The sequence below is a fragment of the Microbacterium proteolyticum genome (genome assembly GCF_030818075.1).
In the GTDB taxonomy this organism is placed as follows: domain Bacteria; phylum Actinomycetota; class Actinomycetes; order Actinomycetales; family Microbacteriaceae; genus Microbacterium; species Microbacterium proteolyticum_A.
The window spans coordinates 2508584-2528728 of the sequence record NZ_JAUSZZ010000001.1; the positions used below are offsets into that span (position 1 = coordinate 2508584).

Below are 20145 nucleotides of genomic sequence, written 5' to 3' on the forward strand. Positions count from 1 at the left end.
ACGGGCTCCGGCCGCTTTTGATGAAGCGGAACCGGAGCCCGTTCCGTGTTCAGTGCACGTATTCGCGAGGGAGCGAGGGCGATACGCGCAGCGCGATCTCCTCGCCGATCGTGTCGATCCGTTCCGCCAGGTCGGTCGCGCTGTGCAGGCCTCCCCGACCGAACACGACGACCTCGTCTCCGACGCGGGCGTCATCCCACGGGGCGATGGCGGTCGAGGTGGCGCCGATCGCCTCGACGCGGCGGGGACCACCCGGGGTGGCGACGTCGAAGCGGCCGCTCAGCGCGCTCGGGAGGCCGTGCAGCCCGCCGACATCGAGGTGCGCGCCGGCGGCATCGACCGCGACGACGCACGCGACCAGGCCCGCGATCGGCTCGATACCCAGATCCGCTTCGCCCGGGCCCCCGGCGGGACGGATGCCGTACGAGAACGCCCCCACCCGCACGAGGTCCTCCCGGAACTCACCGCGTGCGAAGCCGGCCGCGCTGGCGGCCAGGTGCGAGTAGCGGGGCGTGAGGCCTGCCGCGCGGGCCGCGTCGCGCGCAGCGAGGAAGAGAGCGCGGGCGTCGTCGTCGTCGGCATCCGAGGCTTCGGAGATGTGCGACCAGATCCCCTCGAGCACTGCGCGCCCCTCGGCGACGAGGCCCGCGGTGCGGGCGAGGGCGGCGTTCCAGCGTTCGGGACGGATGCCGTTGCGATGCAGCCCCGTGTCGATCTTGAGGTGGACGCGGGCCGGGGCGGGCGGGAGCGTCGCCAGATCGTCGAGCAGCGCCTCGTCGCCGATGCCGAGGTCGAGGTCGGCCGCGACACCGGCCGCCAGATCGTCGGCTCCGCCGAGGAGCCAGACGAAGATCCGTGCCTCGGGCCCGACGACGGCGCGCACGGCGGAGCCGGTGACGACGTCGAATGCTCCGAACCAGCGCACGCCCTCGTCCCAGGCCCGGCGGACCAGTACCTCGAGCCCGTGGGCGTACGCGTCGTCCTTGACGACGAGCATGTGCGTGGCGGGCGCGACGGCCTCGCGCACGCGGACGAGGTTGCGGGCGAAGGCCTCGAGGTCGACGCGGTACACCGCACTCACGTGGTCACCCGGCGATCGGCACGTGCGCCCACGACGGCGATGATCTCGGCCGCGCTCCAGCCTGTGGCATCCGTCCACTCGTGTAGCGAAGGGTGCCCGTGGGCCGGGTCGCCGAAGAAGACCACCTCCGTGCCGCGGTCGACGGTGGTCTCGCCGACGTCGACGACGCAGACGTCCATCGCCACGCGGCCGACGATGGGGTGCCGGCGACCGTCCACCGAGACCGTCGCGGCGTTGCCGAGGGCGCGGACGACACCTTGCGCGTAGCCACCCGTCACCAGCGCGACCGTCGTGTCGCGCGATGCCCGATGCGTGTAGCCGTACGAGACGCCCTCGCCCCGCAGCAGCGGCTTGGTGCCCAGGGCGCGGCCGCGCAGCGACAGCACCGGCTCTGCACCGGATCCCGGCAGACCGAACAGGCGCGCTGCGTCGAGGCCCGCGGCATCCATCTCGAGATCAGAGAGGACGGATGCCACCCACGCAGCGCCGTGGCCCCAGGCGTCGGCGGCGAGAACGTCGTCGACGCCGCCTGTCGCGCCCGGAGCATTGCGTCGCAGCGCGGTCTCGGACACCAGCGCCAGCGGTGCCACTCCCCCGGCCCCGGACGTGCGAGCGGGGAGCGTGGAGGTCACCCATCTAGACTAACGGGGTCCGTCATCCCCGACCCCGGAGCGTGCATGCCAAGCCAGGGCTTCTCCCCCGTCACCCGCCTTCGCTACCTCGCCGACCGCGCCCGCCGCATCGACGTGGGCTCGGTGATCGAGCGGGCCAAAGAGGCCTCGGCGCAGCACGGCAAGTCGATGCCGCTCGTCGTGGCCGACATGCTCTTCCAGGCCGGCGTGAAGAACGTGGGTTTCCAGGACTACATCGACTACGACTTCGCGATCCTGACCCCGGCCGAACGTGCGACCTACATGACGCACCCCGTGTCGAACCAGATCTCGCAGAAGTACGACCACCCCGACTACCGCGGCATCTTCCAGGACAAGGTGGCCTTCGACCGCCGTTTCAGCGACTTCCTGCGTCGAGACTGGATGGTGGTGGATGCCGACAATGCCGACGATCTGCGCGCATTCACCGAGCGCCTCGGCACCATCGTCACCAAGGAGCCGGTCGGCCAGGCTGGAACCGGTGTACACCGCTACCATGCGGCCGAGGTCGAGGACTGGACCGAGTTCCACCGCGGACTCCTGGAGCGCGGCGAGATCCTCGTCGAGGAGGTCATCCGCCAGCACGACGACCTCGCCGCCGTCTGCCCCGGCACGGTCAACACCACGCGCGTGACAGCCTTCTTCGACGGTGAGAAGACGCACATCCTGGCGATGGCGCAGAAGTTCGGCCGCGGTGCGGTCAGCGACCAGATGACCTTCGGCGGCTTCTACACGATGCTCGACGAGAACGGCCACGCCGTCGGCGCCGGCTACGACTCGCACGGGCACGTGCACGAGCTGCACCCCGATTCGGGGGTGCGCATCGCCGACTTCCAGCTGCCGATGATCGACGAGGTCAAGGCGTTCGTCGATCAGGTCGCGCGCGTCGTGCCGCAGGTGCAGTACGTCGGCTGGGACATCGTCGTCGGCCCGGACGGCCCCGTGCTCGTCGAGGGCAACTGGGGCGCGGGCGTGTACGAGAACAAGCCGAGCGTCACCGGCATCCGCACCGGTCACAAGCCCCGCTACCGGGCAGCCATCGGCTTCTGAAGTCTCCGTGAGAAGGCCCGCCCCTGTACGGGGCGGGCCTTCTTCGCGCGCGCCTCGGAGCCATCCCTCGCTGACTCGGCCGCCGTGCCTCGCTGACTTGCCGCCGTGCCTCGCTGACTCGGCCGCCGTGCCTCGCTGACTTGCGCGAGATGTACGCCGCGGGGCGGGCGGGCCGGGCATATGGCGCAAGTCACGTGTGGTGTGGGCTCGGGGGTTCCCGGCCTGGTGTGGGTTCGGGGTTCCTGGTGACTTGCGTGGAATGTACGCCGTGCGGCGGGTCTGGCGGGCATATGGCGCAAGTCACGTGTGGTGTCGGTCCAGGGTCGCCGGTGACTTGCGTGGAATGTACGCCGCGGGGCGGGTGTGGCGGGCATATGGCGCACGTCACGTGGGGTGTGGGCTCGGGGGTTCCCGGTGGGGTGTGGGTTCGGGGTCCCCGGTGACTTGCGTGGAATGTACGCCGGGCGGCGGGTGTGGCGGGCATATGGCGCACGTCACGTGCGGTGTGGGCTCGGGGGTTCCCGGTGGGGTGTGGGCTCGGGGTTCCCGGTGACTTGCGTGGAATGTACGCCGTGCGGCGGGTGTGGCGGGCATAGGGCGCACGTCAGGGCCCGGGGGCGGTCCGCGTGGGGAGAATCTTGCGGCGCGGCGCGGCGTGGGGACAGCGGAAAGGCCCCGCCCCGCGAACGGGACGGGCCTTTCACGAGGGCTGTCAGTTGTGACGGACGATTCCGAGCGGCGTGGACTCGTGGCCCTGGCCCAGCGGGTTGTCCTTCAGGATCGCAACGAGACGCTTCTCGCCGGCCTTGTCGAGCGTCGAGCCGAGGATGTTGCCGCCCAGGTCGTTGATGTCGACCACGGCCACCTGCAGATCGCCGCCGAGCAGCGACTTCAGGCGGGCAGCCACCTCGCGCGGACGCTCCGGACCGAGCACGACGGCCTGGTTGTAGGGCGGGATGGTGCCGCTGGTCGGGCCGTCGATCGCGCGGGCCTTGTCTCCGGCGATGCGGTAGAAGTCGCCCTTGCGGCCGAAGCTCTTCGTCACGGCCGAGACGGCCGCCGCGACGAGGATGCGGGGCGTTCCGCACTCGCGCAGCGCCATCTCCATCGTCTCGGGCATGCCGAGACCGATGCCGTACGGCGTACGCGTGACGTACTTCGACAGGAACAGCGCGAGCTTGCGGGGCTTGATCGCGTCGAGCTTGTACGAGCGGCCCTGCGTGATCGCGACGATCTTCTCGGTGACGAACAGCAGGTCGCCCGGCTGCACGGCATCCTTCGCGTATTCGAGGATGAACGCGTCGAGGTCGTCGCCCGGCATGACGACCCGCGTGCGGATCGGGATACGGGCGTACGAGGTGCCCTCGACGGTACGGGTGAGCGCCTTGCCGGCGTTGGCCTCGCCGCTCATTCGAGGTAGTCCCGGAGCGACTGCGAGCGGCTGGGGTGACGCAGCTTCGCCATGGTCTTCGACTCGATCTGACGGATGCGCTCGCGCGTGACGCCGAACGTGTCGCCGATCTGGTCGAGGGTCTTGGGCTGACCGTCGCCGAGGCCGAAGCGCATGCGGATGACGCCCGCCTCGCGCTCGCTGAGCGAGTCGAGGAGCGATTCGAGCTGACGCTGCAGCATCGTGAAGCCCACGGCGTCAGCCGGAACGACCGCCTCGGTGTCCTCGATGAGATCGCCGAACTCGCTGTCGCCGTCCTCACCGAGAGGCGTGTGCAGCGAGATGGGCTCGCGCCCGTACTTCTGCACCTCGATGACCTTCTCGGGGGTCATGTCGAGCTCACGGCTGAGCTCTTCCGGGGTGGGTTCGCGACCGAGGTCCTGCAGCATCTGGCGCTGCACGCGCGCGAGCTTGTTGATGACCTCGACCATGTGCACGGGGATGCGGATGGTGCGGGCCTGGTCGGCCATGGCGCGCGTGATGGCCTGACGGATCCACCAGGTGGCGTAGGTCGAGAACTTGAAGCCCTTGGTGTAGTCGAACTTCTCCACGGCGCGGATGAGGCCCAGGTTGCCCTCCTGGATCAGATCCAAGAACTGCATGCCGCGGCCCGTGTAGCGCTTGGCGAGCGAGACGACGAGACGGAGGTTGGCACCCAGCAGGTGGCTCTTGGCGCGCTGACCGTCACGGGCGACCCACTGCAGGTCGAGACCGAGCTGGCTCGTCTTCTCCGCCGCCGACATGTTCGACAGCTTCTCTTCGGCGAACAGGCCCGCCTCGATACGCATGGCGAGCTCGACCTCTTCGGCCGCGTTCAGCAGCGGGACTTTACCGATCTGCTTGAGGTAGTCCTTGACCGGGTCGGCGGTGGCGCCGGTGATCTGCGCCGAGTAGACCGGGACGTCGTCCTCGTCGCTGGAGGAGATGACGATCGCGCCCTGCGGCAACGCCTCGGCGGGCTTGGCAGGAGCGTCTTCGTCTTCGTCGTCGTCGGACTTCTTCGCGTCGGTCTTGCCGGCGTCGTCGCTGTCTTCGACGTCGTCGTTGTCATCGGCCTCGAGGTCGACGTCGCCCTCTTCGTCGACCTCCTCGTCATCTTCGAGGTCGTCGTCGGCGGCCTTGGTCTTCGCCTTGGCAGGCGCGGCCTTCGCCTTGGCGGGGGCCTTCTTGGCCGGAGCCTTCTTCGCAGTCGTCTTCGTCGACGCCGTCACGGTCTCCTCGGAGTCCTCGAGCTCGGTGTCCTTCGCACTCCGGGAGCGGGTCTTGGTTGTCGTGCCTGCCACGTTTCGCCTTTCACCGGGAACGTACGTTGCACGGCCGCCGGTCGTTCTCGGACACTAGTAAGACCCTTGTCAAGTCCCGAGCCGAGGAGCGGGGGCTCCTGGTCCGGTTGACAACGGGTCAGGTTCTTCATTGTCTCACATCCTCGGACCGGCACTTGACGCGGACCAGGGATGTATGCGTAGACAACGCTCTGCGGCATCCATGCATTCCCGGATGCCGGGGACCTGGCATCCGAAGATGTCGGGGCGACCGCGGGGTCGAGGCGAGAGGCTCAGCCGAGCTTGCCGCGACGGTCGTCGTCGCCGGGTCGAGTCGCGAGGAAGCGCTCCAGTTCAGCGGCGAGCTCATCGGCGCTCGGCAGATCGCCCGTGTGGATGATCGGCGTCGCCTGCGTCGAGCCCGCCATATAGGCGTCGTAGCGCTCTTCCAGGTTCTCGAGCATGCGCGTGAGCTCGTCGCTCGCCTCGACCTGCTCGGTGACCTTGGTGAGGAACTCACGGTTCTCATCGCGCAGCACTTCACCCGAGAACACCAGGCCGGTGGCGACGGTGAGGCTGTCGAGGGCGGCCAGGGCGGCCGCCGGATACTCCGTGTCCCCCAGATAGTGGGGAACGAGCAGCGCGAAACCGGCGACCTTGGCGCCGGCTTCCGCGAAGCGGTATTCCAACAGGTGCCCGGCGGTGGAGGGCACCTGGGTATGCGGACGCCAGACGGAGTGAGCCTCGGCGAGATCGGGGCGGGTTCCGCTGACCGTGGTGCCGATCGGCCGGGTGTGCGGCACCGGCATGGGAATCGCATGCACCCAGGTCACCGAGGCGACCTGGAGCCCCGCGGCGAGTTCCAGGACCGACTCGGCGAAGGCTTCCCAAAGGAAGTCGGGCTCGTACCCCGCCAGGAGGAGGAACGCGTGTCCGAGCGAGTCGTGGGCGAGCGAGAGCTCCAGGCGAGCCGGACGGTAGTCGGTCAGGTGATCTTCGACGAACGTGATGAGCGGGCGCCGTGCGCGGTAATCGAGCAGGACGTCGTTGTCGAAGACGACGAGCGGGTTGGGGTCGAGATCGTTGCGGAAGTACTCGACCAGACGCGTCACCGCGCCACCGGCGTCGGTGAATCCGGTGAGGGCGATCACGAGCGGCAGGCCCGACGGCACGGGCGGCGCCGCGGGGGCACGGTCGTACAGCGGTGCGTATGCGGGCATAGCACCACTCTACGAGCGCTCCCGGATGGCTCGGCCGCGGTGCGTCCCGCTGCTAGCGAACACACCCGAACCTAGGATGGATGCCATGCCCTTCCCCTCCGTGGCGTACACCGACGCCCCCGTACGCGAGTCCGACGCCGACGCGATCCTCCTGATCGTCCCGACCCCCTCGGAGGGGGCACCCGACCCCGACGGATGGGACGGCCTCGGTGCCGCGCTCACGGCGGTCGGCTTCACGGGAGCGACCGGTTCGTTCCAGCGCGTGCATGTTCCCGGCGTGCAGACGCCGCTCGCTGTCGCGGGCGCGGGCACCGACCCGGGCGACGCCGCCCTGCGGGATGCCGCCGGCGTGGGACTGCGACAGCTCACGGGTTTCGCGCACGTCGCCGTCCAGGCCCTCGTCGACGCGCCGTGGCGCCCCCTCGCCGAGGGAGCGGCTCTCGGCGGTTACCGCTTCGCCGATTACAAGAAGAAGTCGCCGAAGCCGCGGGCATCGCGCGTGAGCGTCAGTGCCTCGGCGGCACCGTCCGCGAGCGACGAGGCGGCCGTTGCCGCCATCTCCGGCGCCGTGGCGCTGGTGAAGGATCTCGTGACCACCCCCGCCGAGTGGCTGGGGCCGGCCGACTTCGCCGAGGCCGCCGTCGCGGCCGTCGACGGTCTGCCGGTCGAGGTGGAGGTGCTCGACGAGGTCGCCCTGCGCGACGGCGGGTACGGCGGCATCCTGGGCGTGGGGCAGGGTTCGGATCGTCCGCCGCGTCTGGTGCGACTGGACTACTCCCCCGAGGGGGCGTCGCGTCGCGTCGCGCTCGTCGGCAAGGGCATCACGTTCGACACCGGCGGTCTCTCGCTCAAGCCCGCGGCATCCATGGTCGGGATGAAGTACGACATGTGCGGCGCGGCGACGGTGCTCGCCGTCTTCAAGGCTGCTGCCGAGATGCAGCTGCCGGTGCAGCTGAGCGCGTGGCTGTGCATCGCCGACAACATGCCGTCGGGCCGCGCGACGCGTCCCGGCGACGTGCTGCGTACGTTGGACGGCACGACGGTCGAGGTTCTCAACACCGACGCCGAGGGTCGTCTCGTCCTCGCCGACGGTCTGGCCGCCGCCAGCCGCGAGAAGCCCGATCTCATCGTCGACGTGGCGACGCTGACCGGGGCCATCACGGTCGCCCTCGGCACCCGCCACACCGGCGTCATGGGAGACGACGACGCGGTGGCCTCGTACCTGGCCGCGGCCGGCCGTGCCGCCGAGCTCGCGTGGCAGCTGCCGCTGCCCGACCACATGGTCGACGACCTCGACTCCCCCATCGCCGACCTGCAGAACGCGAAGATCGGCGACCCCGCCGGCGGATCGCTGTTCGCCGCCCTCTTCCTGCGTCACTTCGTCGGTCGCGTGTCCGAAGACGCCGACGCGGCCCGCATCCCATGGGTGCACCTGGACATCGCCGGCGTCGGCATGAACAAGTCGGCCCCCTTCGGGTACACCGACAAGGGGGTGACGGGCGCGACCGTCCGGACGCTGATCGAGCTGCTCACCGCGGAGAGCGCACGATGACCGAGCACTCCGCCGACGTCGTCGTCCTGGGCGGCGGAAGCGGCGGGTATGCGGCGGCGCTTCGACTCGCCGAGCTCGGGAAGGACGTCGTCCTCGTCGAGAAGGACAAGCTCGGCGGCACGTGCCTGCACCGCGGCTGCATCCCGACCAAGGCTCTGCTGCACGCGGGGGAGGTGGCGGACGCCGCCCGTGGCGCCGCCGACATCGGCGTCGACGTCACCCTCGCCGGGATCGACCCGGTCCGCGTCCGTGCGTACCGCGACGGCATCGTCGCCAAGAAGTTCAAGGGCCTCGAGGGCCTGGTCTCCGCGCGCGGCATTCGCGTCGTCTCCGGCGAGGGCACGCTCGAAGCCGGCCCTGCCGTGCGCGTCGGCGACGACGTCTACCGCGGATCCGACGTCATCCTCGCCACCGGCTCGTACAGCCGGAGCCTCCCGGGCCTCGAGATCGGCGGTCGCGTCCTCACGAGCGAACAGGCTCTCGATCTCGACGTCATCCCCGAGCGGGTCGTCGTGTTGGGCGGCGGAGTCATCGGCGTCGAGTTCGCCAGCGTCTGGCGTTCGTTCGGCGTCGACGTCACGATCGTCGAGGCACTCCCGCATCTGCTGCCCGCCGAGGACGTGTCCTCCAGCAAGGCGCTGGAGCGGGCGTTCCGCAAGCGCGGGATCGCGTTTCAGCTCGGTCGTCGTTTCGCGTCTCTCACGCAGACGCCGGATGCCGTGACCATCACGCTCGACGACGGTTCGGAGCTCTCGGCCGACTACGTCCTGGTCGCCGTCGGACGCGGACCCGCCACGGCGGGCCTCGGGTACGAGGAGGCGGGGGTCGTGCTCGACCGCGGGTTCGTGCAGACCGACGAGCGCCTGCGCACCGCCGCCGCGCACGTCTGGGCCGTGGGTGACATCGTGCCCGGCCTGCAGCTGGCTCACCGCGGGTTCCAACAGGGCATCTTCGTCGCCGAAGAGATCGCGGGTCTGTCGCCCGTGCTCGTACCCGACGTGGACGTCCCGCGCGTCGCCTACTCGCACCCGGAAGTGGCTTCCGTGGGGCTCACCGAAGCGCAGGCGCAGGATCGTTATGGATCCGAGGCCGTGAAGGCGTACGAGTACAACCTGGCCGGTAATGGCCGCAGCGAGATCATCGGCACGTCGGGCATCGTCAAGATCGTCCGTCGCGTCGACGGGCCGGTCGTCGGCGCCCATCTCGTGGGCGACCGAGTGGGCGAACTCATCTCGGAAGCGCAGCTCGCGGTGGGCTGGGAAGCGCACCCCGAAGACATCGCGCCGTTCGTCCACGCCCACCCGACCCAGAGCGAAGCGCTCGGCGAGGCATTCCTCGCCCTCGCCGGCAAGCCCCTGCACGCACTCTGACCACAACCGGTCACTAAGCTAGTTACCGCATCCGGTACGAAGGAGAACTATTCATGAGCACTTCCGTCGTCCTCCCCGCTCTCGGCGAGAGCGTCACCGAGGGAACGGTCACCCGCTGGCTCAAGCAGGTCGGTGACACCGTCCAGGAGGACGAGGGCCTGCTGGAGATCTCGACCGACAAGGTCGACACCGAGATCCCCTCGCCCGTCTCGGGTGTCATCGAGGAGATCCTCGTACAGGAGGACGAGACCGTCGAGGTCGGAGCCGTCCTCGCCAAGATCGGTGACGGCTCGGGTGCGGCGTCGTCCGACGACGCCCCGCAGGCCGCTCCGGCCGAGCAGGAGGCCGAGCCCGCTCCGGAGGCCGCGCCCGCCGAGGCCGCTCCCGCTGAGGCCGCCCCCGCCGCAGAGTCCGCGCCCGCCGCGGGAGGCGACTCGACCGAGGTGAAGCTGCCCGAACTCGGCGAGAGCGTGACCGAGGGCACAGTCACCCGGTGGCTGAAGGCCGTCGGCGACGACGTCGCCGTCGATGAGCCGCTGCTGGAGATCTCGACCGACAAGGTCGACACCGAGATCCCCTCGCCTGTTGCGGGCACGCTGCAGGAGATCCTCGTTCAGGAAGACGAGACGGTGAACGTCGGCGCCGCCCTTGCGCGGATCGGCAGCGGTGCCGCTCCCGCCGCGCAGTCTGAGGCGCCCGCTGCACCCGCAGCGGAGGAGAAGCCGGCCGAGCAGCCCGCCGCTACGGAGAAGCCCGCTGCTCCCGCGGCTGAGGATAAGCCCGCCGCTCCCGCGGCTGAGGAGAAGCCCGCCGCGCCCGCTCCCGCGGCCGAAGAGAAGCCCGCGGCACCCGCTCCTGCAGCCTCGTCGAACGACGACATCACGTACGTCACCCCGCTCGTCCGCCGTCTCGCGCAGCAGCAGGGCGTCGACCTCGCCTCGGTCAAGGGCAGCGGCGTCGGTGGTCGAATCCGTAAGGAAGACGTCCTCAAGGCCGCCGAGGCGGCGAAGGCCGCCCCCGCTGCAGCGTCCGCCCCCGCCGCCGCTCCGGCCGCGGCTCCGGCACCGGTCGAGGTCTCGCCGCTGCGCGGTACCACTCAGAAGATGTCGCGCCTGCGCAAGGTCATCGCCGAGCGCGCCGTGGCGTCGATGCAGGCCACTGCCCAGCTCACCACCGTCGTGGAGGTGGACGTCACGAAGGTGGCCGCGCTGCGCGACCGGGTCAAGAACGAGTTCCAGCAGAAGACGGGCGACAAGCTCTCGTTCCTGCCGTTCTTCGCGATCGCCGCGATCGAGGCGCTCAAGACGTACCCGATCATCAACTCCACGGTCGAGGGTGACGAGATCGTCTACCCCGCGCAGGAGAACATCGCGATCGCGGTCGACACCGAGCGCGGCCTGCTCACCCCGGTGATCAAGGAAGCGGGTGACAAGAACATCGCGCAGCTCGCTCGCGAGATCGCCGACCTGGCTGCTCGCACGCGTGACAACAAGCTCAAGCCCGACGAGCTCGCAGGCGGCACGTTCACGCTCACCAACACCGGATCGCGTGGCGCGCTGTTCGACACGCCCATCGTCTTCCTTCCGCAGTCGGCCATCCTCGGTCTCGGGGCCGTGGTGAAGAAGCCGGGCATCGTCTCGGTCGACGGCAAGGACGCGATCTCGGTGCGTTCCTACGTGTACCTCGCCCTGTCGTACGACCACCGTACGATCGACGGCGCCGACGCTGCCCGCTTCCTGGGCGCCGTCAAGGCTCGTCTCGAGGCGGCGCAGTTCGAGGGCGACCTCGGCTACTGACTCCGCTGACGATCGGCTCATGATGGCTGGTCCGCAACCGTTCTGACGGTGCGGACCAGCCATCGGTCTTTCTGACGCACGATCGTCACGTACTGGATCGTCCCGGCGCCGGTGAGGCGCACGACGGCCACTCCCCCGAAGTCGTCTATGAGTGCGACGTCTCCGTTCGCCGCGCCGGGAAGGAGCGGCTCACGTGCGGAGGTCGAGTCCTCCTCGAACGCCGCGAGGCACGTCGCCTCCCCCGCGCAGCGATCGACGTCGGCGAAGAGGGCGCGGGCACCCTCGACGGGATCCGCGACCGTCGTTCCGCCCACCGCGGTGGGAGCGACCGTCTCCTGCGGCGTCCCATCCCCGACAGCGGGCGGATCGTCGGATGCCGGGCCTTCGAACCCGGGCGGAGCCGCGGCGAGGAGGGCGACCGGCGGTGACGGCACCGTCGACGCAGCGACGGAGGGTGGGGCGCCGACGGTGGTCGGCGGAGCTTCCGGCGCGGACACCGCGGGTTGACCCGGTCGAGGCCACGCCAAGACGCCCCCGACGACGATGAGTGCGGCGGCTGCAGTGAGGACGCCGACCCGAACGGCACGAGAGGTCCGCCACCGCGCACGGAGGTCTCCCGCCACGTCGCGCGCCGCGTCGGCGAGGTCCGCGTCCACGAGCGCCAACACGCGGGACGCTGCGCCGGGCGCCGCGCGTTCGTCCGTCGTTCCCGGATCGTCGCCCGTGGGGGTCAGAGGACCGAGCACGAGAGGCACCGGATCGGCGTGCTGGAAGAGTCGACGTTCGAGCGCCTCCCACTCTCGCGGCGGCAAGGTGAGGACGCTTTCGCGCGCCCGCACGATGATCTCCCGGGTAGCCCCCTCCCCCGTGAGCGATGCCAGCCCCTCGAGTGTGTCGGCCGTCGCCGCGATCACATCCTGGTTCTTTTCCTCCTCGACGGCGACGGGACAGCCGTCGGCCCGCAGCCACCACTCGGCACCTTCGAATCGTCCGGTCGCGTGTCGACAGCCCCGCAGGAGCCCGACCGTCGCGGTCACGGCCTCGCCCGGGGTGAGGGGGAGGGCGCTGCGCGATCGTCGCCAGAGGTACACGTCGAACGGTTCGACCAGAACGGATGTCGAGGAAGGACTCATCCGCCGATCATGATCGAGGCCTCTCCCCCGCGCGGCACGCGAACAGCCAAACGGGGACGCCCGAGGGGATCAGCCATCTGGGGAGGAGGGGCCGCGGGCGAAGATAGAATCGATGGCATGGCCGCTCGCACCACCACGCCCGAGAAGCGTCCGGGCTTCTTCTCGCAGCTGAAAACGCTGTACACCTTCACGCAGAAGGAGTACCGGTGGCTGCCGTTCCTGCTGGCCGGCATCGTTCTCGTGGGCATCGCCCTCGGCGTGCTCGTCGGTTTCCTCCTTCCGCAGCCCGCGGCGTGGAGCATCATCCTGTGGGGTGTCACGGGCCTGCTGGCCGGCATCCTGATCGCGATGATCACCATGACGCGTCTGTCGACGACCGCCATGTACAAGAAGATCGATGGGATGCCGGGGGCCACCGGCCACGTGCTGTCGTCGTCGCTGGGTCGCAACTGGCAGGCGTCCGAGACCCCCGTCGGCGTGAACCCGCGCACCCAGGAGGCGCTGTACCGCGCCATCGGGCGAGGCGGGGTCGTCCTCATCGGTGAGGGAAACCGCAGCCGGCTCACGCGCCTCGTCGGCGAAGAACGCGGTCGCGTGCAGCGCGTCGCCTCCGGCGTTCCCGTGACGGTCCTCTACGTGGGACACGGCGACGACGAGGTGCCCATCGCCAAGCTCGCCTCGACCATCAAGGCGCTGCCGAAGAAGGTGGATCGCGCGACCATGGCCGCCGTGATCAAGCGCGTGTCGTCGGTCTCGCAGGGGCTGTCGTCGCTGCCCATTCCGAAGGGCGTCGACCCGACCAAGATGCGCGCGCCGCGCCCCCGCTGATCACACGAACATGAGCAAGAAGGCCTCCGCGGATGCGGGGGCCTTCTTCGTCGGAGCGCGTGCTCAGGTCCGCACGAGGACGGTACCCACGGCCTTGTCGTGGAGGCCGCGCTGGTCGGCGTCCCAGACGACGGCGGGGATGATCACTGCCAGGAGCACGGTCCGCACGACAGGGCGCCAGAGGCCCACCCAGCCACCCGACGCGCGCTCCAGTCGCATACCCATGAGACGGTGCCCGGGGCTCCCGCCGATCAGCGGGATGAACAGGATCTGCACGACGAAGAAGATGAGGTTCGTGGCCAGGGGGTTCGCGAACGGCACTCCGGTCACGGGATCGGGGGTCGAGAAGAAGGCGAAACCGACCAGCCCTGCGCTCGCGACGTCGATCAGCAGGGCCGCGATGCGACGGCCTGGGCGTGCGATCGAACCGCGGCCCTCGCGGGGAAGGCCGAGTCGCTGACCCGGGTATTCGTTCTCGGCGGAGACGGTCACGGCATCCAGCGTAATCGGGCCGCTGTAACATCCCGGAAACATCCGAGATATGACCGAGACACTGGTTCTGGATAGGGTCGAGGAGGCTGGGCGAGGCCCGCCGATCCCGAATGTTCTACCTCTGGAGTCTTCATGTTCAAAGATTCGTCCGAGGTGCTCAAGTTCATCCAGGACGAGGACGTCAAGTTCCTCGACATCCGTTTCACGGACCTTCCTGGTGTGCAGCAGCACTTCAACATCCCCGCCTCGACTGTCGACGAGGAGTTCTTCACCGTCGGACAGCTGTTCGATGGCTCGTCGATCCGCGGGTTCGCGAACATCCACGAGTCGGACATGCAGCTCATCCCCGACGTGACGACGGCGTACCTCGACCCGTTCCGCGAGGCGAAGACGCTCATCATGGTCTTCGACATCTACAACCCTCGCAACGGCGAGATCTACTCGAAGGACCCGCGTCAGGTCGCCAAGAAGGCCGAGAAGTACCTCGCCTCGACCGGCATCGCCGACACCGCGTTCTTCGCGCCCGAGGCCGAGTTCTACATCTTCGACGACGTGCGCTACGAAGTGAAGCAGAACGCGAGCTTCTATTCGGTCGATTCCGAGGAAGGCGCCTGGAACACGGGCCGCGTCGAAGAGGGCGGAAACCTCGCCAACAAGACCCCCTACAAGGGCGGCTACTTCCCCGTCTCCCCCGTCGACAAGCAGGCCGACCTGCGCGACGACATCAGCCTCAAGCTGATCGACGCGGGCCTCATCCTCGAGCGAGCCCACCACGAGGTCGGCACCGGTGGACAGGCGGAGATCAACTACCGCTTCGACACCATGGTGCACGCGGCCGACGACATCCTGAAGTTCAAGTACATCGTCAAGAACGTCGCTCAGGAGTGGGGCAAGGTCGCCACCTTCATGCCGAAGCCCCTCTTCGGCGACAACGGCTCGGGCATGCACACGCACCAGTCGCTGTGGAACGACGGCAAGCCGCTGTTCTACGACGAGACCGGCTACGGCGGACTCTCCGACATCGCGCGCTGGTACATCGGCGGCATCCTGGCTCACGCTCCCGCCGTGCTCGCCTTCACCAACCCGACCCTCAACAGCTACCACCGTCTGGTGAAGGGCTTCGAGGCGCCGGTCAACCTGGTGTACTCGGCTGGTAACCGCTCCGCGGCCATCCGTATCCCCATCACGGGCACCAACCCCAAGGCCAAGCGCATCGAGTTCCGTGCGCCCGACGCCTCGGGCAACCCGTACCTCGCGTTCGCGGCGCAGCTGATGGCCGGCATCGACGGCATCAAGAACCGCATCGAGCCGCACGAGCCCGTCGACAAGGACCTGTACGAGCTCCCCGCCGAAGAGGCGAAGAACATCCCGCAGGTCCCCAACTCGCTGCTCGACTCGCTCGAGGCCCTGCGTGCCGACCACGAGTTCCTGCTCGCCGGCGGCGTGTTCACGCAGGAGCTCATCGACACCTGGATCGAGTACAAGATCGAGAACGAGATCCAGCCGATGGCCCAGCGCCCGCACCCCTTCGAGTACGAGCTGTACTTCGGGGTCTAGCGGATTCCCGCGGGCTTCCGGGGGTTGAAGCCCCTCTAGTCCGCGTTTAGTCCGTGGAATCCTCGTCAGAGCCCTCCGGGTCCGCACCCGGGGGGCTCTTTCGCGCGCTCAGGACGCTCGCCACGGCCGCACGCGAGGTGTCGTCGGTGTCGGGCCAGAGGTGAGCGTAGGTGCGCAGCGTAATGATCGGCGAGGCATGCCGCATGCGCGCTTGGACGACCTTGATGTCGAGCCCGGCGGCGATGAGCAGGCTCGCGAAGTAGTGCCGGAGATCCTGGATGCGGAACCCGTCGGGGAGCCCGTCGATGGTGTCGCGCGTCGTCGACCAGACATCGTTCAGGTGCCACGCGGTGACGCCGCGGCCGAAGACGCCCGGAACGATGTGCGCCTCACCCGCGTCGGCTTTGAGCATCGCCGCGAGGTCGGCGGGTATCGGCACGACGCCGGCCGACGTCTCCGTCTTCAGCTCGGCTCCGTCGTGTTGCGCGCTGACCTTGATCGACGGCGCCTCCCAGTCGATGTCCGCACGGGTGAGCGCGGCAATCTCGCCGGGGCGCAGGCCCGCGAACGCGCCGAGCAGCAGCATGTTCCGGTACGCCCGCGGCAGGGCGTCGTACAGCGCCCACACCTGCGCCGTCGTGGCGACGTACGGCCGCTGTGTCGGCGCGGGCGGACTGGTGCGCCTCGAGACGGGTGAGCGCACGAGTACGCCGTCGTGCACGGCGTCGGTCATCACCTGGGCCAGGCGCCGGTGGATCGCGTAGACGTACGATCGCGCGTACTTCTCGGAGAGCTCGGCCATCCACGTCTTCACGTCCGACGAGCGGATGCCGCGCAGCTGTCGATTGCCGAACTTCGCGCGGATGAGCTTGAGGTGCGTCGCGGCCGACTTCACCGTGCCGGGTCGGTTGCCGGCATAGCCCGACTCCCAGGTGTCGAGCCACTCCCCCATCGTCATCTTCAGCGTGCGCGGGTCGACCCACGTCCCCGCCTGCATCGCCGCGGTGGCCTCGTCGAGCCACGCCTGCGCGTCGCGCTTTAGCTTCGCGTGCTTCGCGTACTCCTTGCCGTCAGGACCGACGTAGCGGGCGCGCCAGACTCCGTCAGGCCTTTGCTTGATCGACGCCATGCGGGCCGTCCTCGGCGGCGCGAGATGCAACGCGCCGCATCGTATCCGCGAGGTTCTTCATCCGGATCTCACTCTCGGCCAGCGAGTCGACGAAGTTCGATAGCTGCTCCATGAGCAGATCTCGCGTGTAGGCGCGGTGGCGTTCCTCGATCTCCATCAGCCGGGTGAGTTCGTCGAGGCCGTTGAACTCCAGGGACGAGTGAGCCATGAGGTACACGGCTGCCGGAGGCATCTTGAACACATACGAGAGGGCGTACATCTCGGCCACCCGAAGCGGCCGCTTGTGGGTCTCGAGCTTCGCAATCGTCGATTGATGGAAGTCCAGACCGTAGCGGTTTACCTCGTCCGCCAAATCCTTCTGGGACCACCCGCGTTCTTCGCGCATCATCCGAAACTTGTCGACCATGACGTGCTCGTTGAAGAGCAACATCTCGCGATTGGACGGGAGCTCGTCTATCTGGTCCTGCATCAGGCGGATATAGCTCTCGTCGTCTCTTTCGGGCATGACTTCACCATACGAGCTTGACGCAAAATCCCACAATCGAATGATGTTGAAACTTCGCGAGAATCATGCTCTAATTCTCAAACGGCCTCAGATTGAGTCCCGAGGAGGATGACATGACGATCGAAACGACGCAGGTCCGATACCTGTTCATCGATGAAGTGGCCATGCAGTTGCGCCGCAGCGTCTCGGCTACGCGATGGCTGATCACCAGTGGCCAGCTCAAGGCCGGCAAGGTCGGCGGCCGTGTGGTCGTCAAGCCGGAAGATCTCGACGCCTTTGTCGAGTCGGGCTTCGGGGCGGTGAGTTGATGAGCGCGCAAGAGCAAAGTGATCTCGCTCTCCATGTCTGCCCGCGTTGCGACGGTCCCATCGAAGTTCGCGGAGATGTGGTGATCGCTGCCCGTTCGCGTGCCACACCCGGGCGCGATATCGAGATCTGCGGACTTTGTGGATCCGACGAGGCACTGGGCGGTCTTGTCGCGGTGTCTAGATGGCCCATCCAGCTCCCGGATGATCCGCACGAGTTCGCACGTCCGATGCAGGAGCAGGTGAATCGCTTGCTGATGGAGCGAGGCGAGGCGCTGTGACTATCCGAACCGAGGCGCGAGCGGTACTCGCGCAAGAAAAAGACCTCGGAACCGTTGGCGCGGTCCGAGGCCTTGGCACCCAGAAGGACACCGAAGTGAATATGAGCACAACAGTAGCGCAAGCCCCCGACATCGCGGAACAGGCACAGTGGCTCCGCGATCAGGCCGAGACGGTCGAGAAGGTCCGACCGGCCTGGGCTGACGAAGAGCAGACGTACGTCGACATGCACTACGGGACGGCGTCCGCTCTCCGGTTCTCCGTCGCGATCGGTGCCGTCGAGGTGATGCAGTGGGCCGACATCCAGGATGACGGCTCGATCGTCGTCGTCGACGAGCCCCGTATCGGGGCTTGGTGCGTCGTCGCCCTGGACGAGCTCTCGCTGTCCGGCGCCGCACAGGTGGGTGCAGACCTCGCCCGCGCTCAGCAGTGGGTCCTGGCCGCGACAGGGCAGCCGTACGACGCCATGAAGCTGACGCTGGGCGACATCTCCCGTCTCCGTCAGCGGACCGAGCTTGCGCGTGCGGAGGTGACGGCGTGACCCCCGCGGCTGCCGCCAAGCTCGTGCCGGTGCCCCCCTGGGCGAAGCAGCCCGATTATGACCGTGTCGCGGTGCCGAACGGGAACCGCGGCGACGTGCTGGTGTTCGACCGGGCCGTGATCATCGAGGACCCGTTCGTTACGGTCGGCGTCGAGTGGCAGACCGACGTTGCCGCTGACGGGACGGTGGGCGCACCCCTCGAGTCACTGAAGGTCGTCACCGGCGACGAGACAACATTCATCGAATCGGCTCAGTTGAGTCACGTCGTCTTCGTGATCTGCCACGCAGCGATCAAGGCGGGGGTCAGGCTGTGATCCTCACACTCACCGTTCCTGAGCCCGATCCGTTCGACCGGGAGTTCGCCGAGGACTACGTCCACGTCTCGCGTGACCTCGCGAGCGGAGAGGTCGACTCGATCTACGTCGAACAGTTCGACGACCCTCACCTCAGCCGCAGCAACGCAAGGGCGGTGGGTCTCCGCCTCCTGGCTCTCGCCGACGAGTGGGACCGCGTCGAGGCGCGGCCGATGCTGCGTCGGCTCCCGGACGTTGACGAGCGCTTGCGAAACCGAGACGTCTGACCCGATACACCTGGGGCCCGTAGGGCACGACGGGCCCCAGGTCCCACGAAAGGCACACACATGACGGGACGCACCGTCGCAGACGACGAGCTCGTCTGGTGGGCGCTCACCGTGCCCATCCCAGAAACCAGCCACCGCATCGGCGAAGACCGAATGAATCGCGTGCTCGCGGCGCTCGCGATGCACGCCAACCCCGACCGGATCGCATGGCCTTCCTCGGAGAGCCTCGGCAAGAGCCTGTCTCTGAACCGTCGCACCGTGCGCAACGTCTTCGACGCCCTCGTCGAGGCGAAGTTGATCGAACGGACGCCCTCCCGTTCACGCTCCACCGCATGGCGGATTCTCGCGCCGGTGGCGCGCATCCTCGCCACTTCACGAACCGACGACATGGCGAGGATGCTCGCCACCGGACCTGTGGATAACTCCCCACGACCTGGCGAGCCAACTGGCGAGCCAACTGGCGAGCTAACTGGCGAGGATGCTCGCCACGAAGAGAAGAGAAGAGAAAAGAACAGGGATTCGGGTCGACAAGGTGTTGCGCCGATCGCGCCGCTTCACCTTCCAGCTCGGAACCTCGTGACCACCCGGCCCGGCGAGTACTGCCCACCCGACCGCCACCGCTTCCTCGCCGACGGCACCTGCATGAACTGCGAGATCAGACCCGAGAGGGGAACCGCATGAACAGCGAGACCTATGCCGACCTCGGCGGGGTGTCGGCGCGATCGACACCCCTCGTCGTGAACGGCCACCGACACCGGTACGACCCGCTCTCGGGATGGTGCGGGTGCGGCACCCGCGACGACGGCATGCTCGCCGAGGGCTCGCCGGCGTGGCACGACGCGCGAGACGGAGCGGCCGCATGATCCCCCTGGGCAAGTTTGTTCGCGAAGACACCGGCGAGGAAGACGAGATCATCCCGGTGCCTGGCCGACCCGGCGAGGTCATGCTCCGCAGCGACTTCGAGCGCGCCATGCGACAGGAGCAGGTCCGCGACCCGTACGACCGTCACGACACTGCGGTCCCCGAGTACGAAGCGCTCGGCCGTGCCATGGAAAGCACGACGCCACCGTGCGACGGCGACCTGCGCTTCCTCGGGGACGGCATCACCCACAGCGACCGCGTCGAGCTACAGGACACGTGCCTGACCCGCTGCGCCATCCGCTCGATGTGCCGGGCCTACGCAGAGAAGGCCCGACCCGCTGGCGGGATCTGGGCCGGAATGATCTGGGCCCTCAGCCCGCCCGCCTGACTCGCCGGGGTACGTCGCCAGCGCGTACCCCCTTCCCCCCTCGTAGCTCAGCGGAAGAGCGACCGGCTTCTAACCGGATGGCCGCAGGTTCGATCCCTGCCGAGGGGACAGCACGA

General features: G+C 68.5%; 23 protein-coding genes and 1 tRNA gene. 15 read left to right on the forward strand and 9 right to left on the reverse strand.

All coding sequences use genetic code 11. The features are described from left to right. Window positions 1–49: 49 nt before the first annotated feature. Both QE392_RS11580 and QE392_RS11585 read right to left on the reverse strand, forming a co-directional pair. On the reverse strand, window positions 50–1081 hold the full coding sequence (locus QE392_RS11580) for an alanine racemase (RefSeq protein WP_307451826.1): 1032 nt from the start codon (window positions 1079–1081) through the stop codon (window positions 50–52). Next, window positions 1078–1713 carry an alanine racemase C-terminal domain-containing protein gene (locus QE392_RS11585; protein WP_307451828.1) on the reverse strand — a complete coding sequence of 212 codons (636 nt, stop codon included), beginning with the start codon at window positions 1711–1713 and terminating at the stop codon, window positions 1078–1080. The genes QE392_RS11580 and QE392_RS11585 overlap by 4 nt, the downstream gene beginning before the upstream one ends. 45 nt (window positions 1714–1758) lie before the next feature. Here QE392_RS11585 and QE392_RS11590 point away from each other — a divergent pair, with 45 nt between their 5' ends. Then, window positions 1759–2781 (forward strand): sugar-transfer associated ATP-grasp domain-containing protein, encoded by a 1023-nt coding sequence (locus tag QE392_RS11590; protein ID WP_307451831.1) that lies wholly within the window; start codon window positions 1759–1761, stop codon window positions 2779–2781. A gap of 712 nt (window positions 2782–3493) precedes the next feature. Here QE392_RS11590 and QE392_RS11595 read toward each other — a convergent pair. The 3 genes from QE392_RS11595 to QE392_RS11605 all read right to left on the reverse strand — a co-directional run bounded on the left by QE392_RS11595 (window position 3494) and on the right by QE392_RS11605 (window position 6713). Then, on the reverse strand, window positions 3494–4192 hold the full coding sequence (locus QE392_RS11595) for a coenzyme F420-0:L-glutamate ligase (protein WP_307451833.1): 699 nt from the start codon (window positions 4190–4192) through the stop codon (window positions 3494–3496). Then, a complete protein-coding gene (locus QE392_RS11600; RefSeq protein ID WP_307451835.1) occupies window positions 4189–5514 on the reverse strand; it encodes an RNA polymerase sigma factor in 1326 nt (441 codons plus the stop codon). The genes QE392_RS11595 and QE392_RS11600 overlap by 4 nt, the downstream gene beginning before the upstream one ends. 272 nt (window positions 5515–5786) lie before the next feature. Next, the gene (locus QE392_RS11605) at window positions 5787–6713 is read right to left on the reverse strand and encodes a proteasome assembly chaperone family protein (protein ID WP_307451837.1); all 927 of its coding nucleotides are present in this window, start codon (window positions 6711–6713) and stop codon (window positions 5787–5789) included. A gap of 85 nt (window positions 6714–6798) precedes the next feature. Here QE392_RS11605 and QE392_RS11610 point away from each other — a divergent pair, with 85 nt between their 5' ends. From QE392_RS11610 to sucB, 3 genes are read left to right on the forward strand one after another with little or no spacing between them, the layout of a single operon-like run. Next, the gene (locus QE392_RS11610) at window positions 6799–8265 is read left to right on the forward strand and encodes a leucyl aminopeptidase (protein WP_307451839.1); all 1467 of its coding nucleotides are present in this window, start codon (window positions 6799–6801) and stop codon (window positions 8263–8265) included. Then, entirely contained in the window at window positions 8262–9635 is a 1374-nt protein-coding gene (gene lpdA / locus QE392_RS11615) for a dihydrolipoyl dehydrogenase (protein ID WP_307451840.1), read from the forward strand. Before QE392_RS11610 ends, lpdA begins: the two co-directional genes overlap by 4 nt. Before the next feature lie 53 nt (window positions 9636–9688). Next, complete coding sequence (sucB, locus tag QE392_RS11620; protein WP_307451842.1) at window positions 9689–11431, forward strand: 2-oxoglutarate dehydrogenase, E2 component, dihydrolipoamide succinyltransferase; 1743 nt, start codon at window positions 9689–9691, stop codon at window positions 11429–11431. Window positions 11432–11448: 17 nt separating this feature from the next. Here sucB and QE392_RS11625 read toward each other — a convergent pair whose 3' ends face one another. Beyond that, window positions 11449–12564: a hypothetical protein gene (locus tag QE392_RS11625; RefSeq protein ID WP_307451844.1), complete on the reverse strand. Its 1116-nt coding sequence runs from the start codon at window positions 12562–12564 to the stop codon at window positions 11449–11451. 117 nt (window positions 12565–12681) lie between these two features. Here QE392_RS11625 and QE392_RS11630 point away from each other — a divergent pair, with 117 nt between their 5' ends. After that, window positions 12682–13392: a DUF4191 domain-containing protein gene (locus tag QE392_RS11630; RefSeq protein ID WP_307451846.1), complete on the forward strand. Its 711-nt coding sequence runs from the start codon at window positions 12682–12684 to the stop codon at window positions 13390–13392. A gap of 63 nt (window positions 13393–13455) precedes the next feature. Here the strand turns inward: QE392_RS11630 and QE392_RS11635 are convergent, their stop codons facing one another. Then, the gene (locus tag QE392_RS11635; RefSeq protein WP_307451848.1) at window positions 13456–13884 is read right to left on the reverse strand and encodes an RDD family protein; all 429 of its coding nucleotides are present in this window, start codon (window positions 13882–13884) and stop codon (window positions 13456–13458) included. Between the two features lie 132 nt (window positions 13885–14016). Between QE392_RS11635 and glnA the strand changes: the two genes are divergently transcribed. Further along, window positions 14017–15441, forward strand: a complete 1425-nt coding sequence (gene glnA, locus QE392_RS11640) for a type I glutamate--ammonia ligase (protein ID WP_307451850.1) — start codon at window positions 14017–14019, stop codon at window positions 15439–15441. Window positions 15442–15487: 46 nt separating this feature from the next. On the opposite strand, the gene QE392_RS11645 is transcribed toward glnA, so the two are convergent. Both QE392_RS11645 and QE392_RS11650 read right to left on the reverse strand, forming a co-directional pair. Then, window positions 15488–16570 (reverse strand): tyrosine-type recombinase/integrase, encoded by a 1083-nt coding sequence (locus QE392_RS11645; RefSeq protein WP_307451853.1) that lies wholly within the window; start codon window positions 16568–16570, stop codon window positions 15488–15490. Beyond that, on the reverse strand, window positions 16545–17075 hold the full coding sequence (locus QE392_RS11650) for a helix-turn-helix domain-containing protein (protein WP_307451855.1): 531 nt from the start codon (window positions 17073–17075) through the stop codon (window positions 16545–16547). The genes QE392_RS11645 and QE392_RS11650 overlap by 26 nt, the downstream gene beginning before the upstream one ends. A 113-nt stretch (window positions 17076–17188) precedes the next feature. Between QE392_RS11650 and QE392_RS11655 the strand changes: the two genes are divergently transcribed. From QE392_RS11655 to QE392_RS11695, 9 genes are all read left to right on the forward strand, one after another. Then, window positions 17189–17383 carry a helix-turn-helix domain-containing protein gene (locus tag QE392_RS11655; protein WP_307451857.1) on the forward strand — a complete coding sequence of 65 codons (195 nt, stop codon included), beginning with the start codon at window positions 17189–17191 and terminating at the stop codon, window positions 17381–17383. Then, window positions 17383–17661 carry a hypothetical protein gene (locus QE392_RS11660; protein WP_307451859.1) on the forward strand — a complete coding sequence of 93 codons (279 nt, stop codon included), beginning with the start codon at window positions 17383–17385 and terminating at the stop codon, window positions 17659–17661. Before QE392_RS11655 ends, QE392_RS11660 begins: the two co-directional genes overlap by 1 nt. A 101-nt stretch (window positions 17662–17762) precedes the next feature. Further along, window positions 17763–18200, forward strand: coding sequence for a hypothetical protein (locus QE392_RS11665; protein WP_307451861.1), 438 nt, complete (start codon window positions 17763–17765; stop codon window positions 18198–18200). Further along, window positions 18197–18514 (forward strand): hypothetical protein, encoded by a 318-nt coding sequence (locus QE392_RS11670; protein WP_307451863.1) that lies wholly within the window; start codon window positions 18197–18199, stop codon window positions 18512–18514. Before QE392_RS11665 ends, QE392_RS11670 begins: the two co-directional genes overlap by 4 nt. Then, the gene (locus QE392_RS11675; RefSeq protein WP_307451864.1) at window positions 18511–18780 is read left to right on the forward strand and encodes a hypothetical protein; all 270 of its coding nucleotides are present in this window, start codon (window positions 18511–18513) and stop codon (window positions 18778–18780) included. The genes QE392_RS11670 and QE392_RS11675 overlap by 4 nt, the downstream gene beginning before the upstream one ends. A gap of 60 nt (window positions 18781–18840) precedes the next feature. Continuing rightward, window positions 18841–19461 (forward strand): helix-turn-helix domain-containing protein, encoded by a 621-nt coding sequence (locus tag QE392_RS11680; protein ID WP_307451867.1) that lies wholly within the window; start codon window positions 18841–18843, stop codon window positions 19459–19461. After that, the gene (locus QE392_RS11685; RefSeq protein ID WP_307451869.1) at window positions 19458–19643 is read left to right on the forward strand and encodes a hypothetical protein; all 186 of its coding nucleotides are present in this window, start codon (window positions 19458–19460) and stop codon (window positions 19641–19643) included. Before QE392_RS11680 ends, QE392_RS11685 begins: the two co-directional genes overlap by 4 nt. Then, window positions 19640–20029, forward strand: a complete 390-nt coding sequence (locus tag QE392_RS11690) for a hypothetical protein (protein WP_307451871.1) — start codon at window positions 19640–19642, stop codon at window positions 20027–20029. Before QE392_RS11685 ends, QE392_RS11690 begins: the two co-directional genes overlap by 4 nt. Before the next feature lie 36 nt (window positions 20030–20065). After that, window positions 20066–20137, forward strand: a tRNA-Arg gene (locus QE392_RS11695). Window positions 20138–20145: the final 8 nt, after the last annotated feature.

Bases quoted from the DNA above. Each gene is read 5' to 3' on its own strand.
- lpdA (WP_307451840.1), top strand. From the start codon at position 8,262: ATGACCGAGCACTCCGCCGACGTCGTCGTCCTGGGCGGCGGAAGCGGC.
- QE392_RS11610 (WP_307451839.1), top strand. From the start codon at position 6,799: ATGCCCTTCCCCTCCGTGGCGTACACCGACGCCCCCGTACGCGAGTCC.
- QE392_RS11680 (WP_307451867.1), top strand. From the start codon at position 18,841: ATGACGGGACGCACCGTCGCAGACGACGAGCTCGTCTGGTGGGCGCTC.
- sucB (WP_307451842.1), top strand. From the start codon at position 9,689: ATGAGCACTTCCGTCGTCCTCCCCGCTCTCGGCGAGAGCGTCACCGAG.
- QE392_RS11685 (WP_307451869.1), top strand. From the start codon at position 19,458: ATGAACAGCGAGACCTATGCCGACCTCGGCGGGGTGTCGGCGCGATCG.
- QE392_RS11655 (WP_307451857.1), top strand. From the start codon at position 17,189: ATGACGATCGAAACGACGCAGGTCCGATACCTGTTCATCGATGAAGTG.
- QE392_RS11625 (WP_307451844.1), bottom strand. From the start codon at position 12,564: ATGAGTCCTTCCTCGACATCCGTTCTGGTCGAACCGTTCGACGTGTAC.
- QE392_RS11665 (WP_307451861.1), top strand. From the start codon at position 17,763: ATGAGCACAACAGTAGCGCAAGCCCCCGACATCGCGGAACAGGCACAG.
- QE392_RS11645 (WP_307451853.1), bottom strand. From the start codon at position 16,570: ATGGCGTCGATCAAGCAAAGGCCTGACGGAGTCTGGCGCGCCCGCTAC.
- QE392_RS11690 (WP_307451871.1), top strand. From the start codon at position 19,640: ATGATCCCCCTGGGCAAGTTTGTTCGCGAAGACACCGGCGAGGAAGAC.
- QE392_RS11595 (WP_307451833.1), bottom strand. From the start codon at position 4,192: ATGAGCGGCGAGGCCAACGCCGGCAAGGCGCTCACCCGTACCGTCGAG.
- QE392_RS11650 (WP_307451855.1), bottom strand. From the start codon at position 17,075: ATGCCCGAAAGAGACGACGAGAGCTATATCCGCCTGATGCAGGACCAG.
- QE392_RS11630 (WP_307451846.1), top strand. From the start codon at position 12,682: ATGGCCGCTCGCACCACCACGCCCGAGAAGCGTCCGGGCTTCTTCTCG.
- QE392_RS11660 (WP_307451859.1), top strand. From the start codon at position 17,383: ATGAGCGCGCAAGAGCAAAGTGATCTCGCTCTCCATGTCTGCCCGCGT.
- glnA (WP_307451850.1), top strand. From the start codon at position 14,017: ATGTTCAAAGATTCGTCCGAGGTGCTCAAGTTCATCCAGGACGAGGAC.
- QE392_RS11605 (WP_307451837.1), bottom strand. From the start codon at position 6,713: ATGCCCGCATACGCACCGCTGTACGACCGTGCCCCCGCGGCGCCGCCC.
- QE392_RS11590 (WP_307451831.1), top strand. From the start codon at position 1,759: ATGCCAAGCCAGGGCTTCTCCCCCGTCACCCGCCTTCGCTACCTCGCC.